Annotated in this window: 19 protein-coding genes; 14 read left to right on the top strand and 5 right to left on the bottom strand. The window is 53.0% G+C overall.

Annotated elements, in window-relative coordinates:
* Positions 1–7: 7 nt before the first annotated feature.
* The 7 genes from CGZ75_RS07165 (at position 8) to CGZ75_RS07135 (ending at position 8488) form a co-directional block, all read left to right on the top strand.
* Positions 8–790, top strand: a complete 783-nt coding sequence (locus CGZ75_RS07165; protein ID WP_176444808.1) for an ABC transporter ATP-binding protein — start codon at positions 8–10, stop codon at positions 788–790.
* Positions 787–1803: an SAM-dependent methyltransferase gene (locus CGZ75_RS07160; RefSeq protein WP_245850735.1), complete on the top strand. Its 1017-nt coding sequence runs from the start codon at positions 787–789 to the stop codon at positions 1801–1803. Before CGZ75_RS07165 ends, CGZ75_RS07160 begins: the two co-directional genes overlap by 4 nt.
* A gap of 706 nt (positions 1804–2509) precedes the next feature.
* Positions 2510–4162: a serine/threonine protein kinase gene (locus tag CGZ75_RS07155; RefSeq protein ID WP_089523531.1), complete on the top strand. Its 1653-nt coding sequence runs from the start codon at positions 2510–2512 to the stop codon at positions 4160–4162.
* Between the two features lie 101 nt (positions 4163–4263).
* Complete coding sequence (locus CGZ75_RS07150) at positions 4264–5820, top strand: ABC-F family ATP-binding cassette domain-containing protein (RefSeq protein ID WP_089523530.1); 1557 nt, start codon at positions 4264–4266, stop codon at positions 5818–5820.
* Between the two features lie 46 nt (positions 5821–5866).
* On the top strand, positions 5867–6565 hold the full coding sequence (locus tag CGZ75_RS07145) for a response regulator transcription factor (protein WP_089523529.1): 699 nt from the start codon (positions 5867–5869) through the stop codon (positions 6563–6565).
* The gene (locus tag CGZ75_RS07140) at positions 6562–7935 is read left to right on the top strand and encodes a HAMP domain-containing sensor histidine kinase (protein WP_089523528.1); all 1374 of its coding nucleotides are present in this window, start codon (positions 6562–6564) and stop codon (positions 7933–7935) included. The genes CGZ75_RS07145 and CGZ75_RS07140 overlap by 4 nt, the downstream gene beginning before the upstream one ends.
* Positions 7936–8047: 112 nt before the next feature.
* A complete protein-coding gene (locus tag CGZ75_RS07135; protein WP_089523527.1) occupies positions 8048–8488 on the top strand; it encodes a hypothetical protein in 441 nt (146 codons plus the stop codon).
* A 140-nt stretch (positions 8489–8628) separates the two neighbouring features.
* On the opposite strand, the gene CGZ75_RS07130 is transcribed toward CGZ75_RS07135, so the two are convergent.
* Positions 8629–9111 (bottom strand): C40 family peptidase, encoded by a 483-nt coding sequence (locus CGZ75_RS07130; protein WP_089523526.1) that lies wholly within the window; start codon positions 9109–9111, stop codon positions 8629–8631.
* 202 nt (positions 9112–9313) lie between these two features.
* Between CGZ75_RS07130 and CGZ75_RS07125 the strand changes: the two genes are divergently transcribed.
* From CGZ75_RS07125 to CGZ75_RS07110, 4 genes are read left to right on the top strand one after another with little or no spacing between them, the layout of a single operon-like run.
* Positions 9314–10174, top strand: coding sequence for a carbon-nitrogen hydrolase family protein (locus CGZ75_RS07125; RefSeq protein WP_089523525.1), 861 nt, complete (start codon positions 9314–9316; stop codon positions 10172–10174).
* A gap of 24 nt (positions 10175–10198) precedes the next feature.
* Complete coding sequence (locus CGZ75_RS07120) at positions 10199–10861, top strand: GNAT family N-acetyltransferase (RefSeq protein WP_089523524.1); 663 nt, start codon at positions 10199–10201, stop codon at positions 10859–10861.
* A gap of 25 nt (positions 10862–10886) precedes the next feature.
* Positions 10887–11555, top strand: a complete 669-nt coding sequence (locus CGZ75_RS07115; RefSeq protein ID WP_089523523.1) for a GNAT family acetyltransferase — start codon at positions 10887–10889, stop codon at positions 11553–11555.
* A 13-nt stretch (positions 11556–11568) separates the two neighbouring features.
* Positions 11569–12399 (top strand): MBL fold metallo-hydrolase, encoded by an 831-nt coding sequence (locus CGZ75_RS07110; RefSeq protein WP_089523522.1) that lies wholly within the window; start codon positions 11569–11571, stop codon positions 12397–12399.
* A 120-nt stretch (positions 12400–12519) separates the two neighbouring features.
* Here CGZ75_RS07110 and CGZ75_RS07105 read toward each other — a convergent pair whose 3' ends face one another.
* Positions 12520–14340, bottom strand: a complete 1821-nt coding sequence (locus CGZ75_RS07105; RefSeq protein ID WP_089523521.1) for an ABC transporter ATP-binding protein — start codon at positions 14338–14340, stop codon at positions 12520–12522.
* Positions 14321–16075: an ABC transporter ATP-binding protein gene (locus CGZ75_RS07100; RefSeq protein WP_089523520.1), complete on the bottom strand. Its 1755-nt coding sequence runs from the start codon at positions 16073–16075 to the stop codon at positions 14321–14323. Before CGZ75_RS07100 ends, CGZ75_RS07105 begins: the two co-directional genes overlap by 20 nt.
* Positions 16076–16646: 571 nt before the next feature.
* Here CGZ75_RS07100 and CGZ75_RS07095 point away from each other — a divergent pair.
* Complete coding sequence (locus CGZ75_RS07095; RefSeq protein WP_089523519.1) at positions 16647–18701, top strand: endonuclease MutS2; 2055 nt, start codon at positions 16647–16649, stop codon at positions 18699–18701.
* 6 nt (positions 18702–18707) lie between these two features.
* Here CGZ75_RS07095 and CGZ75_RS07090 read toward each other — a convergent pair whose 3' ends face one another.
* Entirely contained in the window at positions 18708–19364 is a 657-nt protein-coding gene (locus tag CGZ75_RS07090; protein ID WP_089523518.1) for a thiamine diphosphokinase, read from the bottom strand.
* A 137-nt stretch (positions 19365–19501) separates the two neighbouring features.
* On the opposite strand from CGZ75_RS07090, the gene CGZ75_RS07085 reads away from it, so the two are divergent.
* Entirely contained in the window at positions 19502–20152 is a 651-nt protein-coding gene (locus CGZ75_RS07085; RefSeq protein ID WP_089523517.1) for a trimeric intracellular cation channel family protein, read from the top strand.
* A gap of 1 nt (position 20153) precedes the next feature.
* A complete protein-coding gene (locus CGZ75_RS07080; protein WP_089523516.1) occupies positions 20154–20645 on the top strand; it encodes a low molecular weight protein-tyrosine-phosphatase in 492 nt (163 codons plus the stop codon).
* A 71-nt stretch (positions 20646–20716) separates the two neighbouring features.
* Here CGZ75_RS07080 and CGZ75_RS07075 read toward each other — a convergent pair whose 3' ends face one another.
* Entirely contained in the window at positions 20717–21448 is a 732-nt protein-coding gene (locus CGZ75_RS07075) for an alpha/beta hydrolase (protein ID WP_089523515.1), read from the bottom strand.
* Positions 21449–21731: the final 283 nt, after the last annotated feature.

Genomic DNA, 21731 nt, shown 5'->3' with positions numbered 1-21731 from the left:
AATGTCGATCATCGAGCTGAACCACCTCTGCTTGCAGAGGGAACAACGAACGATACTAAGTGATGTCAGCCTTAAAATCGAAGCGGGGGAGCAATGGGTCATTCTCGGTCGCAACGGCTCGGGCAAAACGACGTTGCTAGAAATGCTGACCGGTTATATGTTTCCAAGCACGGGTACTGTCGATGTGTTGGGCAACCGCTTCGGGGAATGTGATGTTCGCGAAGTGCGCAAGCGCATCGGCTATATCAGCCAATCGCTGGTCGAGAAGTTAGCGCTCGCCGACTCTGTGTGGGAAGTTGTTGCGACAGGGGAATACGCTTTTCTGCGGTTCTATCAGGAGATTGATCCTGCCGTTAAACAAAAGGCGATCTTGCTGCTCCAGCAAGCGGGACTCGCTCATGCGGCGGAGCAGCCGTTCGGCACTCTTTCGCAAGGAGAGCGCAAAAAGGTGTTACTGGCCAGAGCGCTGATGAGCTCCCCGGAAGTGCTCATTCTCGACGAACCTTGTTCAGCGCTTGATCTGCATGAGCGCGAGAAGTTACTGGCGCAGATTGATAGGCTATCAACGAATCAACTGACAGTCATCTATGTGACTCATCACATGGAGGAGATCATGCCAATGTTCACCCATGTAGCGCTGCTGCATGAAGGACGACTGCTGCATGCGGGACCGAAGGAGCAGGTGCTGTCGGGCGAGGTGTTGTCTGAAGCCTACGGGCTTCCACTCGAAGTAGATTGGGCCTATGGACGGCCCTGGATAAAAGTAAGAGCGGATGGTGCAAACAATTGACGGAGTGGATCGGAACCGCGAATAAAAATTATTCCTCTTATGCAATGGAGGAGCTGCGCCGCCTGTTTGACGGGCTGTCGCTCTCTCAGCTATCGCCCGGAGAGGTTTTCCTTATGCAGCTGCCGCAAGATCGTGAGGCAGTGCTGCAAACCGTGCGGGAGGGCAAGCCGATTTTCTTGCGTCATCTCCAGCCTGTGGATGCATCCCGCACTTTGTCGCTAGATGCGGATGATTTGGACTGGCTCGGCGACTGGCTGCGGCTCTGCCGGGGCAAGCTCGCCGGAATGCGGGTTGGCGTCCATGTACGCAAGGCGGACGGAAGCCCATATCCTTATTCAGCAGCGGATACCCGCGCTTTGCTAGATGCCGTGCTTGCCGAAGCTGGCGCGGAGCCTGCACACAAGCAGCCGGATCGCTTGGTGTCCATTTATGCCACTAAGGACACGCTATATGCGGGCATCGGCACGCCAGAGGAAATGCTGAGCGACTGGCCTGGCGGCGCTGTGCGCTTCCAGAAGGAAGACGGGCAGATTTCCCGCGCCAAGTTCAAGCTGCTGGAAGCGGAGCGTGAGTTTGGACTGGACTATGCCAACTTCAAGCATGCGCTTGATATCGGTGCTGCTCCCGGCGGCTGGACGTCCCTGCTGCTTGAGCGGGGGCTGAAGGTGACAGCGGTCGATCCGGCAGAGCTGCATCCTTCGCTACGGGCGTATCGAACACTGACGGTGCTGCGCAAAAATGCATCGGAAGTTAAGTTCGATCCAGATAGCTTTGATCTGCTTGTCTGCGATATGAGCTGGAGTCCGATGCAGATGTGTCGGCTCGTACAGGATCTCACCCCCGCGCTGCAAAGCGGCGGGACGGCGATTGTTACGGTGAAGCTAATGCATCGCAAGCCGCTTCAGACGATCCGCGAGGTGATGAGCCGCTTTAGCGAGCAGTTCGAAATTCTCGGCGCGAGACAGCTCTTCCATAATCGGGAGGAAATGACGCTGTACATGAAGAAGAAGTAACAGAGGAACAAGTAAGACACTGTAAGAGGCAGGCAAACAAGCACGCAATAGGCCAGCCAACGGCAAACAGTCAGCAATATAGCAGAAATAGCAACAATAGCGAGTAATAAGTAAGCACAAACGGGAAAGAATCCCGCTGAATGGCAGTGTCTCCATGCGGAGGACGCTGTCTTCAGCGGTTTTTTTATTAGATAAAAGATTTTCCATTGGAAATAACTAGCCTAGTGGCAGCAATATCATAGTTTAAGTTGAAGGCACTATTGACATTATTAATCGAAGGGTTTCTTTTTCCGAATAAAGAGATTCTACTCTGTAATTCAAAGGTAAGAACAGTCAAATCAGAACTTGCACGCTTATAATACTGGGTAGAGTTGGTGGTGCCACCTGAATAATCAATTCGTAATTCAAAGTGTTGACCCCGCCATATGGCGGCAAAACAATGCTAGGGTTCGGATTTACCTGTTCGCCAAATAAATTATACCAAATAAAGGAATAACGCGATTCATTAAAAATGTCAAATCCTTCGGTAGTGGAAGATGATATGTCATTTGAATCCTCGCCCTGGGAGCAGTCTCGAGGAGGAAAGCATGGAGTGACGAGAACGAGCAGGATAAACAGAATCAATATGCTCCCTAAACTTCCTCCATTCCAACCCCGGCTTTAACTTGAAAATCGCTTATTTAATGATAAAGGTGGGAGAAATGGGATGAGAACTGAGCATACGGGCAGACGGATGAATGACGGCGAGGCAAGTTTCCTGCCGGGAGACATCGCCGGAGGGAGATACCGCATCCTGCGCCAGATAGGTGAAGGCGGTATGGGGCAGGTTTATGCCGCAGAAGACTTGCGGCTGGACGGCCGTTTGCGTGCGCTTAAGCTCAAGCCTGCGGGCGGAGCAGGGGAGCTTTTGAGTGTGGAGGAGGCGCATATGCAGATGCAGCTCTCCCATGCTCATTTGCCGCAGTTGTATGACTATTTTCCGGCGGAAAACGGCCGTGGCGAGATGCTTGTAATGGACTATGTGGAGGGACATACGCTGGAGGAGCTAATAGCAGCAAGGGAAGCTCCTTTGTCGGCGACGGACACGGCTTCCATTGCGCTGCAGCTATGCTCGGCGCTTGGTTACTTGCATGCACAGTCGCCGCCGATCGTGCATCGCGATCTCAAACCTTCCAATGTCATGATCGATCGGGCTGGGGGGGTGAAGCTTATCGATTTTGGCATAGCAAGGCGCTTTCTCCCCTCCCAGGCAGCGGATACGACCCAGCTTGGAACGCCAGGTTATGCCGCTCCGGAGCAGCTGACAGGCCAGCAAAGCGATGCACGTACGGATATGTACGGGCTTGGCTGCCTGCTTTGCTTGCTGCTGACGGGAAAGCTGCCGGAGCTTGCTCTACGCGGTCACGCTGGCCGCGGCGCTTTGCCGCCATGGCTTGAAAGGCTGTTGCAGCCGGAGCGTGGCCGCAGGTTTACCAGTATGATGGAGGCGGCAGCCGCAATTGCAGACTGGGCAGCGGTAGACTTTTACAGTAAACGCAGCACCCCTCTAGCGACTGGGTTGAGACAGGGCGGATTCAGTAGCGGCAAAGCTGTAGGCGATAGCCAACAAGTGCAAGTATCGATTCTTTCTGTTTCTCCTGGGAGCGGCGCCACTTTCATTACCCTGATGTTGGCCCGGCTGCTGGCCGAGATCGGTTTTTCCGTTCAGGCTGTAGAAATCCAGTCCGGACAGCCACACTGGCATGCGCTGCTGGGCGCTAATTCCGGCTCTTTGCCGACAGCGTTAGATCCTCGATATGTTACACTGCGCGAGGGCGGGGTAGAATGGCTATTAAAAGGACCACATGCTGGGTCCCAGTCTCGGCCGGATGACGATGCGCGTCTTGGTCTCATGCTGCACGGAGATGGACGCCAAATTCAACTACTGGACTGGTCCTCCGGCTGGGAGCGGCCAGAAGCATTAAATAGGCTTCGTTCGTCTTCCTTGATTATCGCTGTTGCTGATCCCGATCCTTCGCGCTGGTCCGCGGAGAGGATGGAGCTGCTTGAAGAACTAACCGGAGAACTTCGAACTAGTGAGCGCGGAACAAGCAGAGGGACAAGAACAAGCAAAGGGATGCTGTGGGCTGCCAATAAAGATGTTACTTTTGCCAGACGGAGGGAATGGCTGGGCATGCTGCCGTGCCGACCAGATGCCTTTATCCCTTTTCTTCCGCCCGAGGACTGGTACATGATGCTTTGGCAGGGTTTTCCGCTTCCTCGCAAGGGACGCTCGGCCAGCAGGCTTAGAGCGAGCATGAAGCCGCTAACCGAAGCCGTGCAACGGCAATATGCGATTCGCTTAAATTATAAGCAATAGGGGAAGCCAACAGGGGGCAGGTTATGGTACAATAACCTATTAGGGGCGATCATATTCCCCATGACTTTTGTATCTAACAGGAATGGAGAATTCAACAACTCATGAGCTTATTAACAGTAGAAAATTTATCACATACATTCGGGGACCGGATTTTGTTCAGGGATGTTTCCTTCCGCTTGTTGGCAGGAGAACGAGTTGGGCTTGTAGGAGCCAATGGAGCTGGAAAATCAACCCTTATGAATATTCTTACAGGCAAACAATTGAAAGACGAAGGCCGCGTTGAGTGGACGCCTAAAATCCGCTACGGCTACCTCGATCAGCATACAAAGCTGCAACCGGGCAAGACAATTCGCGACGTACTGCGCGATGCCTTCGCTCCGCTGCTGGAGCTGGAGAAGGAGCTCGGAGAGGTAACGGCTGCTATGGGCGAGCCGGATGCCGATCTGGACGCTCTGTTGGAACGCATGGGCGAAATTCAGGAAGAGCTGGAGATTGGTGATTATTACATGCTCGACGTGAAGGTAGAGGAGATGGCCAACGGCCTCGGCTTGAACGCAGTCGGTCTGGACCGCGATGTATCCGCACTTAGCGGTGGTCAGCGCACAAAAGTACTGCTTGCCAAGCTGCTGCTGGAGAAGCCTACGGTCCTACTTTTGGATGAGCCTACGAACTATTTGGATGAGGAGCATATTACTTGGCTGGCCGGATATTTGCGCAACTACCCCAATGCCTTCATGCTCATTTCCCATGACACGGGCTTCATGAACTCGGTCGTTAGCGTCATCTACCATCTGGAATTCACTCGCCTGACACGCTATACGGGCAACTATGAGAAGTTTCTGGAGATGGCGGAATTGAATAAAGCCCAGCACTTGGGAGCATACGAAAAGCAGCAGGATTTCATCAAGAAGCAAGAGGACTTCATCCAGCGTAACAAAGCGCGCGCCTCGACCTCTGGTCGGGCCAAAAGCCGTGAGAAACAGCTGGATCGGATCGATCGGATCGATAAGCCGGAAGAAGCGGCCAAGCCGACATTCGCCTTCAAGGAAGGCCGTACGAGCGGTAAGACGATCTTCGAGGCAAAAGGTCTCAGCATCGGTTACGCGAAACCTCTGATTCCATCGATGGATGTGCTGATTGAACGTGGCGACAAGATTGCCATTGTCGGCTGCAACGGCGTCGGTAAGTCGACGCTGCTGAAGACGATTCTTGGCCGCATCGAGCCGCTTGATGGCGAAGTTTATCGCGGTGATTATTTACTTCCAGCCTATTTCGAACAAGAAGCCAAGGCGCCTACAATGACTCCGCTGGACGATGTTTGGAATGAATTTTCCTGGATGAACCAGCATGAGGTACGGGCGGCACTGGCGCGTTGCGGACTCAAAAACGAGCATATTACCCGTGCACTCAACCAATTGAGCGGCGGCGAGCAAGCTAAAGTACGGTTGTGCAAACTGATGCTCCACGAGAGCAACTGGATTCTGTTTGATGAGCCGACGAACCACTTGGACGTTCACGCCAAGGCTGAGCTGAAGCGCGCGCTGCAAGCTTATCGCGGTACAGTTGTACTCGTTTCGCATGAACCCGATTTCTATGAGGATTGGGTGACGAAGACTTGGGACGTTGAGTCCTGGTCGATGAAACAGCTCCAGAGCTGAACGCCGGCCCTGGTGCAATCTACAGGAAAGCAGGTGACATCTTAGAATGAATGAACGCGTGCTGGTGATTGAAGACGAAGAGAGCATTGCCCGTATTCTGCAGCTTGAGCTGGAGCATGAGGGGTATGAGGTCGGACATGCTTTGGACGGCCGCAGCGGTTTCCTGCAAGCCTCCTCTGGAGAGTGGGACCTCGTGCTGCTCGACGTCATGCTGCCGGAGCTGAACGGCATTGAGGTGCTGCGTCGGCTGCGGCAGGCAGGCAACCCCATCCCCGTCATTCTCATCACAGCCCGGGATACAGTTCCAGACAAAGTCAGCGGCTTCGAGCATGGCGCAAATGATTATGTAACAAAACCGTTTGCAATGGAGGAGCTGCTTGCCCGGGTCCGCAACCTGCTTCGCATTTTCCAACAGAACCCGAAGGAGACAGAGGGCTCCGATCTGCTTAAGATCGGGGATTTGACCGTGGAGCTGCGAACGCGCAAAGTGTTCCGCAAGGAGCTGTCGATTGACCTCACACCACGTGAGTTCGAACTGTTGGTGTACCTTGCTCAGCATAAAAACGAAGAGAAGTCTCGTGAGGAAATTTTATCCGAAGTATGGGGGTATGATTTCATGGGCGAGACCAATCTTGTCGATGTTTATATCCGTTATTTACGTCAGAAGCTCGATAAGGGATTCCGCCACAAGCTGATTCACACCGTGCGCGGTGTAGGCTACATGATGAAGGAGCCTGAGGCATGACTCTCCGCAAGAGATTCACGCTTTTCACCATTTTTTGGTTGATTTTCATCTTGATTTTATTCAACATTTTTGTTTATCTATTCATGACCAAAATTACGACCCGCAGCGAGCAGCAGGTGATGACGAACAAGGTGAACCTAATTCTCGAAAACAGCAAAATCATGGACAAGGAGCAGCTGTCCGACGAGGGTCTGTTGCGGGAGTTCTACAATGTGAATGAATTGATCCGAATCATTACGCCTGACGGCAAAACGGTCAATCTGCAAGGGTCGGACACCGACCTTCTAGCGTTGCCGGTCAAATTTCAGTCTTCTCATGAACAAGGAGAGATGTTCGTTGACAGCACCCGTGTGCTGTACATGAAGGTTCCCCTTTATCAGGATTCGGAAATTATCGGCATGTTAGAAATCGAGCGTAAGTTGAATTTGCAGGACAGTTACATGAAAGTTCTGGTGGCGGCGCTCTTTGTGACAAGCATCGGGGCGATTCTTTTTGCAATCTTCGGCACCTACTGGTTCACCTCACGATTAACCGCGCCAATCCAGCATATGGTGCAGACGATGCGCGAGATTGACCGGAGCGGCAAGCTGCGAAGCATTGAGATAGGGGACAAAGAGGAGTCGGCTGAGCTGCTTCAGCTGATCCGCGCCTTTAATCAGATGATTGAGCGATTGGATCGCACGTTTGCCAGGCAAAAGCAATTCGTCGCAGACGCTTCCCATGAGCTGAAAACGCCGCTGACCGTTATTGTCAGTTATGCGGGCATGCTGAAGCGCTGGGGCCGGGATGACGAGAACATTCGCGGCGAAGCGATCGAGGCAATTGCCAAGGAGGCGGAGCGCCTGCAAAACCTCACCAAGTCCATGCTGATGTTGGCTGAGGCGGAGCAGGAAGACTGGCTGAACTTGCAAACCTTTGATGTCGTTCAAATGGTCGATGAGCTTGCCGGCATGCTGCAGACAACGTTCCAGCGGCAGATTCGTGTTCATACCTCTACGACTGGGCTCAAAATGTCGGCTGACAAGGATAAGATCCGCCAGTTACTCGTTATCCTACTGGACAACGCGATCAAGTACAGCAAGGAACCGATCGACGTGACGGTCAGCTCTGTGAAGCAATCGGTGCGCATTCATGTGACCGACAAGGGCATTGGTATCTCCGAGACCGAGATTCCGAACCTATTCGAGCGATTTTATCGGGTTGATGGTGCGAGACGCCGTATCACGGGCGGAGTGGGACTCGGTTTGTCGATCGCCAAACGCATCGTAGAGATGCATGAAGGACAGATCGATGTGTTCAGTAAACCAGGCAAAGGAACGACGATTACGCTGCAATTCCCACAGACGCTCAAAAACACGTCAGGACGTTGAGGCCCGACGTCAGAGTATAGAGAAACCCACGTTTTTAAAACGGTGGGTTTCTTTTTGTGCTTTTTTAAGATGTATTAACGCGGTGTCGTATTGAATTATTTAGATACAAAAAATGGAAAGTGACAATCCATCTGCAGACATCATTGTCAATCGGATCGTTAAGGATCCATCTTTGATTCCTGTCCGATATGTGTATGATATGTATGCGGATGATATCGTGTTTAATAAGCCAACACAAGGCTATCTGCGGGTACAGGCTGGAGAAGCCATAGACATTAGCGGATCTGTCAATATGGATGAGGATATTCGGAGTCAGGTTGTTGGATTTCAATTGACGAAGTTCCAGAATGGAGACTATCAAACAAGCGGCAAAAAAACAGTCGTTCAGATGAACGAGAATAGAGAGTTTAGCGGGTCGGTTGCGATCAATGAACCAGGTAATTATTTGATTAATATACTTAGTCCGGACGTATTCGCAGGGGGAATGACATCGCCGTACGGCTCGACTAAATGGGCGGAGATTGCAGTTGAAGTAATGCCGAAAGGCAAATAGCGGGAAGAGCTAAGAAGTAACGCATGCCGGGCTATCCATCGGATAGCTCTTTTGGTGAGAACACAGCAAAAAAAAAGCTGCATGACATTTGTGTTAGAAACACGTAGTCATATAGCTTCATTCCTTAAACAGATCACCAATTAGAGAACCCGTCTAGCGGTGACGTAATGGTCGTTCCAGTACGAGGTGCCAAGGCTGGAAACCGTAACTCCAGGTTTACCGTAAGTATGCAAAATCTTATTAGAGCCTGCGTAGATGGCGACATGGCCGATTCCCTTGCCGCTGCGGCCTGTAAAGAATATAAGATCGCCTTTGCTAAGGTTGCCGCGTGCGACCTTTTGGCCTTTATTATATTGAGCGTTTGAAGTGCGTGGCAGGGAAACTCCGCTGTTTTTAAATACATATTGAGTGAACGAGGAGCAGTCGAAGGCATAGGTCACTCCGCTTGGCGCTCCAAGCCGATAATTAACTCCAAGGTACTTTTTGCCGTAGCTGAGCAGCTTTTCTGATTTAGGGGTAGCGGCAGACGCCGTCTGAATCGTTCCGATGCTGAAGCCAGCCATTCCGATCACAGCGCAGAGGCTGAGGCGGGAAATCGTTTTTTTCCAGTTGCTTATGCGCATATCTTGTGGTGTCCCTCCATCATGGTGTACGTTTGTACGTAAGTATGTAATGAACTAAAATCAATATATCACAATAAGAATAACCTATTTTTTACCAGTAAGAAGAGAAACCTTGCTGTGGCGCGCTAGAAGCAGGAATATGAGAACAATGTGAAAATACTCTCATAATTCACGGGATTTTGATTCGAGGAGGAAGTTTAAGATGAAATATCGAGTTTCTGCCGTTCAATATCACCTGGAAGATATTAATTCCTTTGCGGATTTTGCCGCTCAGGTGACTCATTATGCCCGTAATGCTGCGGAATACGGGGTGCAGTTTCTGTTGTTCCCAGAGTTCCTGACCACTCAGCTGCTGTCCATCGGCGATGAGCAAGGCAATGCGCTTCCCATCGATCGACTCCCTGATTTTACGGATGAGTATGAGGAGCTCTTCAAGGCGCTCGCGGCCGAATATAACATGTTTATCGTGGGCGGAACTCATGTTGTGCAATCGACGGATGGCAAACTGCGCAACACGGCGTATCTGTTCCAGCCTGATGGAGCCATTCACACCCAGGCGAAAATTCATCTCACACCAACTGAGGTGGAGGAGTGGAATATGTCGCCCGGAGACGGCTTGGACGTATTCGATACACCTTTTGGCAAAATAGCCATGCTCACTTGTTACGATATTGAGTTTCCCGAAATTGTCCGAATGGCTCGCGCCAAAGGGGCGGACGTTATTTTCTGTCCTTCGTGCACGGATGACCGCCACGGATTTTATCGCGTCCGTTACTGCGCCCATGCCCGGGCGGTGGAAAATCAAGTTTACATCGTCACCACTGGGACGACCGGCTCCCTACGCAAGGTTGATTTTATGAGAGCAAACTACGGACAGGCAGCAGTCATTACTCCCAATGACATTCCGTTTCCACCGCGGGGCATCATGAGCGAAGGGACGGAGAACCACGATATGCTTATCGTTGCAGACTTGGATTTGCAACTGCTGCATGATGTGCGACTGAGCGGTTCAGTGACGACATGGCGTGATCGCAGGACCGACCTTTATCCCGATTGGTTTTGAACAAGTAGAGAGGGGGCAGACAGCTTGGAAAAGACTCTGTTCGTCCTGCATGACGGCAAACCTGTAGAGACGCGTATCCGGTGCTACACGCTGGAGGATGCGGAAGCTTTGATTGCGGTACAGAGGCTGAGCTTTCCGCCTCCTTATCCTCAGGAGCTGTTATGGAATCGGAAGCAACTGGCACAGCATGTCAGCCGGTTTCCAGAAGGGGCGTTATGTGCGGAAATCGACGGAACAATCATCGGTTCGATGACTGGCATGCGCACACGCTCGACAGACGCGAATCATCTTAGCTGGGCAGAGATGACTGCTGACGGATACATTAACACGCATGATCCAGATGGCGATACTTTGTATGCTGTTGATATTTGTGTTGTGCCGGAGTATCGTAAAACCGGTATTGGCAAATGGCTCATGCAGTCGATGTATGAAACGGTTGTACAACTGCGGATAAAGCGGCTGCTTGGCGGCGGCAGGCTGCCAGGTTATCATCTCCATGCCTCGGAGCTGAGCGCCGAGGCATACGTCGATGCTGTGCTGCGAGGAGAGCTGCGCGATCCGGTGCTGACCTTCCTGCTGCGCTGCGGCCGTACTCCGGCCGGTGTTGCGGCGAACTATTTGGACGACGAGGAATCTTGCGGTTATGCTGCAATGATGGAATGGCGCAATCCTTTTCTCAACCACTGACTACTTGTACATAAGGAGATTATCGATGAACTTCTATCGCATTACTTCCATTGAGGATGAACATTTCCCCAAGTTGCACCGTCTGCTGCAGGAGGTTTTCCCTCCTGAGGAGGTGCTAGCTTACGAGCTGTGGCGTGAGCCGCTTCAGGACCCGACCATTCATGTGTGCGTCGCTCTGCAGGGTGACGAGGCTGTAGGGGCGACGGAGTATCGTTATTACCCTGAGCTGCGTGTGGCAATGACAGACTTCACGATTATTGGCAAACCGGGCCTTGGCATTGGTCGTTTCCTCTTGCGCTCCCGCGAAAAGGAGCTGACCCGCCTTGCTGCCCAGTCCGGCACGGAGCCGATCGGCATGTTCGCGGAAATTTATGATCCATATCGCACGGAGCATTCTTTCGGAGGTGTCAATCCGATGAACCCGATCGTGAGGCGGGAAGTGCTGTCCCATATCGGCTACAAAAGGCTGGAGCTGGACTATGTACACCCGTCCTGGGATTTGGAAGGCGGAGCGGTCAGCGGGCTGGATCTCGGCTTCCTGCCGAAGGATGAAGAGCTTTCTCAAATTTCCGGCGCTCTCGCGGCAACCTTTTTGGAGGTCTATTATTCGGCAATTGAGAAAAAGCCGCAGCAATGGTACGACATGGTGGAGACGCTCAAACAGCGTGACGTCGTAGCTCTGCTGCCGCTGTAGGCTGGACATGACGATGAATGATCAACAGAATCTTTCCCCAGTGAATATCCAATTCCTCGGGACGGGTGATTCCATGGGTGTGCCCCGCGTGTACTGCAACTGCGCCGTTTGCGAGGAAGCTCGTTCAGGTGGTGTCAACCGCCGCCTGCGGTCGATGCTGCTGTTAAAAGGCTTGGACGGCGACAATAGAGCTGATGATGTTACGCTGATCGATTGCGGACCGGACTGGGGACGGCAAATGGAGGCAGCCGGCTTGCGGCGCATCCGGCGGATTTTAATTACTCATGCACATTTTGACCATATCGGTGGACTGATTGAATGGGCGGATGCATGCCGTTGGACGAAGGAGAAGGGCATCGCCTACGCGCCGCAGGAAGTCATTGATGAAATCAAGGGCCGCTTTCCGTGGCTGGATCGCTGGATTGAGTTCCGCGCCGCGGATGAGCCGCTGCAGTTCGGCAGCTGGACCGTGAGCTGTTGGCGCGTTTACCATGGGCATAACGGCTACGCCTATGCGTATCGGTTCGAGCAGAAGAGCACAGGCTACGCCTGGGTGTACTGCTCAGATTCAATAGGGCTGGACGAGAGCCAGAAGCGACCTATGATGAACTGCGAGCTTATCGTGCTCGGGACGAGCTTTTACAAGGAACCTTATCCGTTCCACACTCGGTCCGTTTATGATGTCAAAGAAGCGCTGGAGCTGCTCCTGGAACTGCAACCGGCTGAAATGCTGCTGACTCATCTTTCGCATGATATTGATAGTACGAGGAATTATGAGCTGCCTGCTGGAGTACACTTTGCCTCCTCTGGCTTGGAGCGGAGCTTGGGCGGGAATAGAGCATGATTCTGACGCATTTAGAATAAATAAAAGGGAGCTGCCGTCCCAAGCGAATTTCGCTTGGGACGGCAGCTCCCTTTTATTTGAAGACCCGGCGATTTTAGCGGCATAAGCCTCTCCATATCCTTATCCTGCCGGTTGCTCCTCCTGCTCCCCTTGGGAATGCGCGTATAAACGGGCATAGTAGCCACCTCGGCGCATCAACTCGCTATGTGAGCCGGACTCCGCGATGCGCCCGCTGCGCAGGACGATGATGCGGTCAGCATCCATAACCGTCGAGATGCGATGTGCGATGACAAATGTGGTGCGGCCGACTGAAACGGAGTTCAGCGCCTGCTGTACCATCTGCTCGGTGCTGGAATCGAGGTTGGCCGTTGCCTCATCAAGGATAAGGATAGAAGGGCGGAACACAACGATGCGAGCGAAGCTGATCAGTTGCCGTTCACCGGCGGACAGCCCGCTTCCTTTTTCACTGAGCAGCGTTTCGTAACCATCGGGCAACCGCCCGACCAGCGCATCGGCGCCAACGAAGCGGCAAGCCTCTCGCACCTGTTCCGGGCTGATAGAGGAGTCGAACAGCCGCACATTGTCGATGATGGAGCCTGAGAATAGGTAAGGCTCTTGCTGCACGAGTCCAACTGCACGGCGAAGCTGAACAAGCGGGATTTGGCGCACATCGACGCCGTCGATGGTGACGGAACCCCTTTGCGTATCGTAGAAGCGGCATAAAAGGCTGATCAGCGAGCTTTTGCCAGCTCCGGTCGTACCGACGATCCCAATCCTCTGACCAGGCTCAATATCCAGGCTGATGCCTTGCAGGACAGGCTCTTCGGGAGTGTAGCCGAACACGACGTCGTTGAAACGCACTGCACCAACGGCGCGCCGCGGATCACCATCCTGACCGATCGTAGTTACTCCTTTGTCTGCCAGCTCCGAGTTGGTTTTGAACAGCCTCCATATACGATCGGCGGAAACGGAAGCGGCCTGGAGTGTGTTCCATTGTTGGGTAATGGAGTTGATTGGCTGGAAAAATTGACGGATATACGTAATAAAAGCATATAAAACGCCGAATTCAAGCCCTTCACCATATACGGCTCGACCGCCGATCCAGGTAACAAACGCGACTGATAGATTGCCGAGCAGGTCGAAGGAGCGATTGAACAGCACATTAGTGCGGATTTCCCGCAAGTTAGCCTCATAGTAAGAGCTGTTGCGATCCTCGAACTGTTTTACCTGCTCGCGCTCCTGATGGAATGCCTGCACAAGATTCATCCCACTCAGGTTCTCGGCGGTAAAAGCGATCAAACGCGATAGTCGGCTGCGGGACAACTGATACGTCTTGCGCATATAACCACGGAACAATGCGGCAATTAGCGCGATGGCCGGCAGCAACAGCAGGCTGTATCCGGCGAGCACCGGATCGAGCTGGAACATGAAGAAGAGAATGAAGGCGAGCGTCATGCCGTCGCGCACAAGGCTGAGACATACCTGTGTAAAAAATTGGCTCACCGTCTCGGTATCTCCGGAAATATGGGTTACGAGCCCTCCACTGGACATCCGATCGTAAAATGATGGCGATAGTCTGGAAAGATGGCGGAACAGATCCTTGCGCAGCTGCATCACAATGCCTTGGCCGGCAATCTGGATCAGCTGGTTCTGAATATACGAAAACAGCAGGGAGAGCAGGGAGAGCAGCAAATATAGGCCACCCAGCAGAAGCAGGGGACTGAACTCTTTACTGCCATTCATCAGATGATCGTCTATAGCGATCTTAACGATGTACGGTTGAAGTAGGTCGGCGGCAATGGCGATGATCGTGCAGCCGACAACACCGACGAATTGTCGCTTATGAGGCTTGGCATAAACGAGCAGCCCGCGGATCGCGGCGCTTTGGCCTGCCTTTTCGCGGTCTTGCTTCGCCCGATTCTCAGGCTCCTGTCCGGCCATGGCCCATCCCTCCTTGCTGCAGGCTCGCCAGCTCGGCATACAGCCCCTGCTCCTGAAGCAGGGACTCATGCGTTCCCCGTTGGACGATTCGCCCTTCGTCGAGCACGATAATTTCGTCGGCATGTTTCAAGGCGCTGATCCGATGCGCGATGATCAGCGTCGTTTTGTTGCGCCTTACCTGTCGTATGCTTGCCACAATGGCGGATTCTGTTACGGCGTCGACCGCGCTGACACTGTCATCCAGTATAAGCAGCGGCGCCTGCTTGATAAGACCGCGAGCCAGGCTAGTGCGCTGGCGCTGTCCGCCGGACAGCGTCACGCCGCGTTCGCCCAGCTTCGTGCTGAAGCCGTCTTTGAACTCCAGAATATTTTCATAGATGCCCGCGTATCGGGAAGCCTCTTCGACCTCTTGCTGATCGGCATCCCGCTTGGCAAATGCGATATTGTCACGCAGCGTCGTGCTGAAAAGGAACCCGTCCTGCGGCACATAAGCGATGGAATCGCGCAACGAGTGGACATCGATCCCCCGAATGTCCAGGCCATCGATCAAGATAGCACCTTCTGGAGCTTCCATCATCCGCAGCAGCAGCTTGGCGAGCGTCGTTTTGCCGCTGCCGGTTCGTCCGATCAGGCCCGTAGTCCAGCCTTGCCGGATTTGCAGCTCAATATCCTGCAGCGCTGGCTGAGCCGCCCCGGGGTAGCTGTAGGTCAAACCTTTTATGACGATGCCAGCCTCGGCGGGAAAAGGCAGCGGATCAGCGGCATTGCGGATGTCCGGTCGGGTTGACAGGAGCTCCTGCAGTCTTTCCAGGCTAGCTCTGGATCGCTGCATCGTGTTGATGACATTGCCGATCATTTGCAAAGGATTGATGATCAGCCTCATATAGAGGGTAAGGGAAACGAACATACCGATCGTAATAGCTCCGGTGAGCGCCTGGTAGCCTCCAGCTACAAGCGTCAGAACAAGTGAGACTGAGCCCAGGAAGGGTATTAGTGCCTGAAACAGGGAGCTCATTTTCACCAGGCTAAGCTGGCTGCTGTAAACCTCATCAACATGTGATCCGAACCGCGCCTCCATCATCGGCTCAACCGAGAATTTCTGCGTGACCCGCATGCCGCCAATCTGCTCCTCGGCCGATTCCGTCATTGCGGCGAGGTCATTTTGCACTTCACGTGAGCGTTTGCGGATGCGGGGGCCGAAATAGACGACCAACACCGGAATAAGTAGGAGCGGCGATACGCAAAGAGTGATCAACCCCAGCGGCAATCCTGAAACCTTCATCATGATCAATGCACTGATCAGCAAAATGACGGCATTGGCGGTTTGACTGAAGCAGGAGGAAATCGCCTCACGCACGGATTTGACGTCGCTAAGCACATAACTAAGCATATGGCCCACTCCATGACTGGCATAGTAGGCCTCGCTTAGCCGGGTAAAATGACGGAACAACTGCTTGCGCGTCAGCCGCTCAAACTCTCTACCAAGCCTCATGACCAAGTATTGGCCAGAGCCAGCCAAACAGGTGAAAAGCACGGCGATGCCGGCAAGGAGCAAGGCAGACTGAGCGATGATCTCGGGGGTAAGCGATCGACTTTGGAGCTTGTCGGTGAACTCACCGAGCACTCGGGGATAAAGGGACTGAATGATGTTCCCGAGCGCAATTGCGAGCAGGGCGGCGGCATAGAGCCAGCCTTTAGAGGTTACATACGGGAGAAGCAGCCGCTGTTGTTTCATGCCCAGCATTCCTCCTTTTCAATTTCCTTGTGTTTCCATTATAACGCCGATTGCAAAATCCTTCACGGGTAAAGTATCGGCGAATGGAGAGGTTGACTTCCACTTGTCCAGAAGGTTAGGATAAAAGGCAAGCCAAAGTTTATGTCTCAACATCTCCAAACCGATCTTCCAAAAAGGGGAGCTATTAATGATTACGGGTGTTCAGATCTCATAATTTCATAGGGTAAACCTTCAAGAGCCGATTTGGCTAACGCTTTTTTGCGTATGCCCGCCTAGGGTTCTTGAAGTGTGCCCATGATAGAGTTCTGAACACAAGCATCCAACCCCTAGTTAACGATAGCCAGCCTTTTTTCACCTTTCGGGCTTACTTGCGCTCTTTTTAGACAGCGAGTATGTTTGCGGATAGGTTAGAGGGCTGCAACTTAACAGGAATGGAACGCCTATGCGTTCTGTTCCTGTTTTTTGTTTTTCCATCCTGCTGCGGGGATCGGGATTGCGGTTGTGGTTGGCATGAACAGGCTTGAAGTGCTTGAAGTATTAATGCGACACCTAACTTTAGGAGGAATCCTTTATGAACCAGGCATCCATGATGCGCTTGGAATATAGCTTTATTCACGATAACATGTGCAGCTTCACCGTGTCCGAACCCGGTAGAAAGCTCGCAGAGAAACATTTCCCGTCAACAATGCTCCGTCAAGCAGCGGCTTGGCAGCATGAAACAGCCGAAGCGGAAGCACTGCTGCGCGCCGGATCTAGCGTGCCGCTTTCCTCGATGGAAGGCATCGGAATTTTCCTCTCGCTGCTCGGCAAAGGCCGGATCTATGATGAGAAGGAACTTGATGTGCTTTCCTCCTGGCTCGCTTCCATTGGGCAGATGAAACGATATATGGCGGCCAAAAGAGAGCTGGCGCCGCTGTTGTCCGGTTATGCGGACTCCATGCAGGATTGCCCAAATCTCAAAGCTGAGATCGATCGCTGCATTCGCAGCGGCTGGCTGCTCGACAACGCTTCCCCAGAGCTATCCCGCATCCGCCGGAGCGCTGGGGTGGCTGAAGATCGGGTTCGCCGCAAGCTGGACGCGGCTCTAGTTAAATACCGTAGCTCACTTCAGGAGGCTATTGTCAGCCGCAGAGGGGAGCGATATGTCATTCCTGTGCGCCGCGACCAGCGCAAGCTCGTGCCGGGGACCGTGTGGGATGAATCCTCCAGCGGTCAAACGCTGTTCATCGAGCCGTCGGATGTGGCCGATTTGCAGGCGGAGCTGTCCATGTGGAAACAGGAGGAAGAACAGGAGCGAACGCGGATTCTCTCGATGCTTTCCTCTATGGCGGAGGAAAATGGCTCCCAGCTTGCGGTTAACTTGGAGGCTATGGCTCTGTTTGATTTTATTTTGGCACGCGGCAAGCTGGCTCGCTCTTACGATGGTATCAGGCCGGAGCTGACCGCCGAACCGATCATCCGGCTCAAAGGTGGACGGCATCCGCAGCTCGGCGACAAAGCGATGCCGATTGATGCTGAGCTCGGTATCGGCTGGGATCAGCTATGCATCACCGGCCCCAATACCGGGGGCAAAACAATCGCTTTGAAGACGCTCGGGCTGTTCACGCTGATGGCTCAAGCCGGATTGTTCTTACCAGCAGAGGAGGGAAGCGAGTTTGGCATCTTCGAGGATGTGCTGGCTGACGTTGGCGACGGTCAAAGCATTCAACAGTCGCTTAGCACCTTTTCGTCCCATCTGGCTGTTCTGAACGATATTCTGGGCACGGCAGGCGGAAGAACGCTGGTGCTGCTAGACGAGCTTGCAGCCGGCACCGATCCGGGCGAGGGCATTGCGCTGTCGATCGCCGTCCTGGAAGAGCTAGGTAGAAGAGGTACGAAGCTTGCCGTTACGACCCACTTTAACGAGATCAAAGCCTACGCCTCCCGGACGCCGCGCTGCATGAATGCAAGAATGGCGTTCGACGCCGAAACGCTGCAGCCGCTCTATCGCTTGGAGCCTGGCGAGGCAGGGGACAGCTATGCTCTGTCGATCGCGAAGCGATATGGATTGCCGGAGCGGGTGCTTAAGCGAGCCGAAGAAATTAAGGCGAGCGGCGCCAGCACGACAGCATCGGGCAAAAGCACAGCACTGCTTGAGGAGGGGGTAGAAGGAAGCCGTCAGAACACCGGTAATAAGGAGGAATCCAACTTCGAGCCGAAGATTGGACTCGTCATGGAATCGCGGCAAACATCGCAGCCTACCGCCCTGAAACCGACGGATGTGACACAGCTCGCCGACCCACAGCCGCCGAAGCCAATCAAGAACACCGCCAAGCCCAAGGAGTTCAATGTGGGAGACTGCGTTTGGATTCATCCCTTGAAGCGGACCGGCATCGTTTACCGGGAGGCGGATGAGAGGGGAGAGGTCATCGTCCAGGTCAAAAAGGAGAAAAAAACGTTCAACAGAAAAAGGCTCTCCCTCTATATAAGCAGGGACAGCCTGTATCCGGGCGAGGAATACGATATGAATATCGTATTCGACAGCAAGGAGAACCGTAAAACACGGAACCTCATGTCACGTAAACATGTCGAGGGAATGCGCATCGAGACACCGAGCAGTAACGGCGGCGCAGGCGGGCCCCAATAAACGAGTTTAACCCGCTGTTTCCATAACGAGCAGCCAGCCTTTGCTGGAGCGAATAGTGCCAACATCGTTTGCCAGCACATTACTAATTCCGAGCGACTGGCCGATGCGCAGCGTGGCGTCATGGAGAGGATACTGGAATCCTTCCAGATTAATCCCGTGAACTTCCTCGCTGAGCGGCAACAGGGACACATGCGGCAGCAGATCGCTGCGCTGGATCGTCAGTGTTTGACCACCTTGGATGAGCTGAATCCGATTGGAAGCATCCTCTATAACCGCCGCACAGCCGCATTCGGCTGCCTTGCGGAGCAGATGTACATTGGCCAGAGAATGGTCAAAGCGGCTGCCCAAAGCGCCAAAAATCAAGATGGAAGATGGTTTTCGCTCTATAGCTCTCATGAGAGCTAGCTCGGTATCGGTGTAATTTTTGTCAATCGGATCAAAAGAAGCCATCTCGCGAGTTCCGCGGATGATTTCCCCCATCTCTTCCTCCGTGACGGAGTCGAAGTCTCCGAGCGACAGATCGGGACAGATGCCGCTGCGCACAAGGAACAGCGCGCCGGCATCGGCGCCGATAATATAGTCATCAGGACGCAGCTTGCCGATCATCCATGCGCCAAGGTTTCCTCCTGTGATGATAACGATCCGCTGAGGGGTTTCCGGCATCTTTTTCATTCCTTCCGAAAAATGGTTTGCGGCTCATTATATCGCGCATGGACAAATGCTGGCAATTCGGTTGCGGGATGGGACACTCGCGGCTATTATAGGAGGGATGGTTGACTGCATTCTAATGGCGGGGGCGTTTGGACTTGTACACCGATATTTTTGCCGTTTTCAGCATCATTGGTACGATTGCTTTCGCGGCGAGCGGAGCGATTGTGGCTATGGAGGAAGAGTACGACATCCTGGGCGTATTCGTATTGGGGCTAGTCACCGCGTTTGGCGGCGGCGTTATCCGCAATTTGCTGATCGGCATTCCTGTTACAACTTTATGGTCTCAGGGTTTGTTGATCCAAATCGCTTTGGCTTCCATGACGGTTGTGTTTCTGCTCCCCGTGAGCTGGATTCAGCATTGGCGAAAGGCCGAAGCGCTGTTCGATGCGATCGGACTGTCCGCATTTGCGATCCAGGGAGCATTGTACGCAACGGAGATGAATCATCCACTCAGTGCCGTGCTCGTTGCGGCGACACTTACCGGCATCGGCGGCGGCATCATTCGAGATCTGCTGGCGGGCCGCAAGCCGCTAGTGCTACGGGATGAGATTTATGCGGTTTGGGCCATTTTAGCCGGTGCTGGAATTGGTATCGGATGGTTCAGCGGCACGCTAGGACTGATGATACTGTTCGCGCTTATCATCATTTTGCGGATGTTGTCCGTTGTGTTCAAGTGGAGCTTACCGCGAAGATCGCTTCGTTCCGCTGCAGGAGATCGCAGTGAAGGAGGCATGTTCTAAAATGGAGCACAAAGTAAAAGTTATTTTCGTCTGTCTTGGCAATATTTGCAGGTCACCTATGGCTGAAGCCGTGTTCCGGCATATGGCCGCAGAACGAAATATGGGGCAGCTAGTGGAGGCTGACAGTGCGGGCACCGGAGATTGGCATCTCGGCAAGATTCCTCATGAGGGCACGCGCCGCGAGCTCGACAGCGCCGGCATCTCCTACGATGGCATGAAGTCGCGGCTGGTCGATCGCCAGGATCTCCAAGATTCCGATTATATCGTAGTAATGGATAGCGCCAATGAGCGAGATGTGCGGGAGCTGATTCAATCCGGTGGTTATACTCCGCAAGGGAATCTCATGAGGTTCATGGATTTGCTGCCGGAAAAGAATATGGACGGGGTGCCCGATCCGTATTACACCGGAGACTTCAACCAGACGCGGGAGCTAGTGACCGCGGGCTGCAGCCGCCTGCTTGATCGAATTGCCCATGAATTGGCAATCCGATAACCGTACCAAAATCAAAGGAGTCGCCCTCTAACTTGGCTAGAGGGCGACTCCTTTTTGCTGATATACTCGTCTTAATCAAGAAAATGCTGAAGGCCGTCTGGAATTTCCTGTTGCCAGGAGCCCCATTGATGTTTCCCGTCCTTCTCGATGTAGCGGATGTCGGCTCCACGGTCGCTGAGGATGGCGTACATATCCTGATTGAGCTTTACAAAATCATAAACGCCAGTGTCCGTCTCAAAGTCCGTCTCCTGCAAACCGACGTATTGATAAAGCTGCAACCATGAGAGATCAGCTTGCTTGCTGGCGATCGTCTGCGAGGCGCCGTAGAACGCTCCGGACAAGGACAAAACTCGATTCCACAGCTCTGGATAGCGGAGTGCAAGATGCAGCGAGACCGTACCGCCGAGGGAATCCCCGATAAGCAGTCGTTCCCGGCGTTCCCTTCTCACGGGGTAGCGTTCCTCTATAAAGGGAAGCAGCTCCTCAGCAAAAAAGGAAATGTACGCCTCATGCCGCTCTCCGTCAGGCGCGTACTCCGAGGTGCGCTTTTTTTTGTTCACGTCCACGCCGACTAAAATGAAGGGTTCAAGCTCGCCATCAATAATGAGGCGATTGGCCAAAGTGGCCGCTCTGCCGAAGTTGAACAAATCTTCTCCATCTTGGCCGTATACGACGGGATAGCTCAATACTTCATTATAGCCAGGGGGCAAATAGATGCGTAGCTCCCGTGATCCGTCTTCCAAATAACGGCTCGGCACCGTCTCTTTTACGATGGTACGTTTTAAATATTTGTCATCCGACATCGGACAATTCCTCCTCTGTTGCATGGGAAGACGCGCCTAAGGGTAAACAATAGGGAGGCGCGCCATTTACGGGACGGCCAGCTCTAGTATGGCCAATCAATGAAAACGTTATTGTACTACACTGTACTACCACATTAATTGTTCTGTTACACATACACTTAATGCCTAAAAAACGTGAAAGTAATGAAAAAGCAACGTTATTTTGCTTTTTTGCTTTGACCGTATCATCAAAACAGGTTTATAATAATTCTATAACAGAAGCATGCAAGTTTCAAATAACAAA

It is taken from the genome of Paenibacillus herberti (assembly GCF_002233675.1).
GTDB classification, from domain to species: domain Bacteria; phylum Bacillota; class Bacilli; order Paenibacillales; family Paenibacillaceae; genus Paenibacillus_O; species Paenibacillus_O herberti.
The sequence above is the reverse complement of the archived record's forward strand: the minus strand, read 5'-3'. Positions and strand labels throughout refer to the sequence as shown.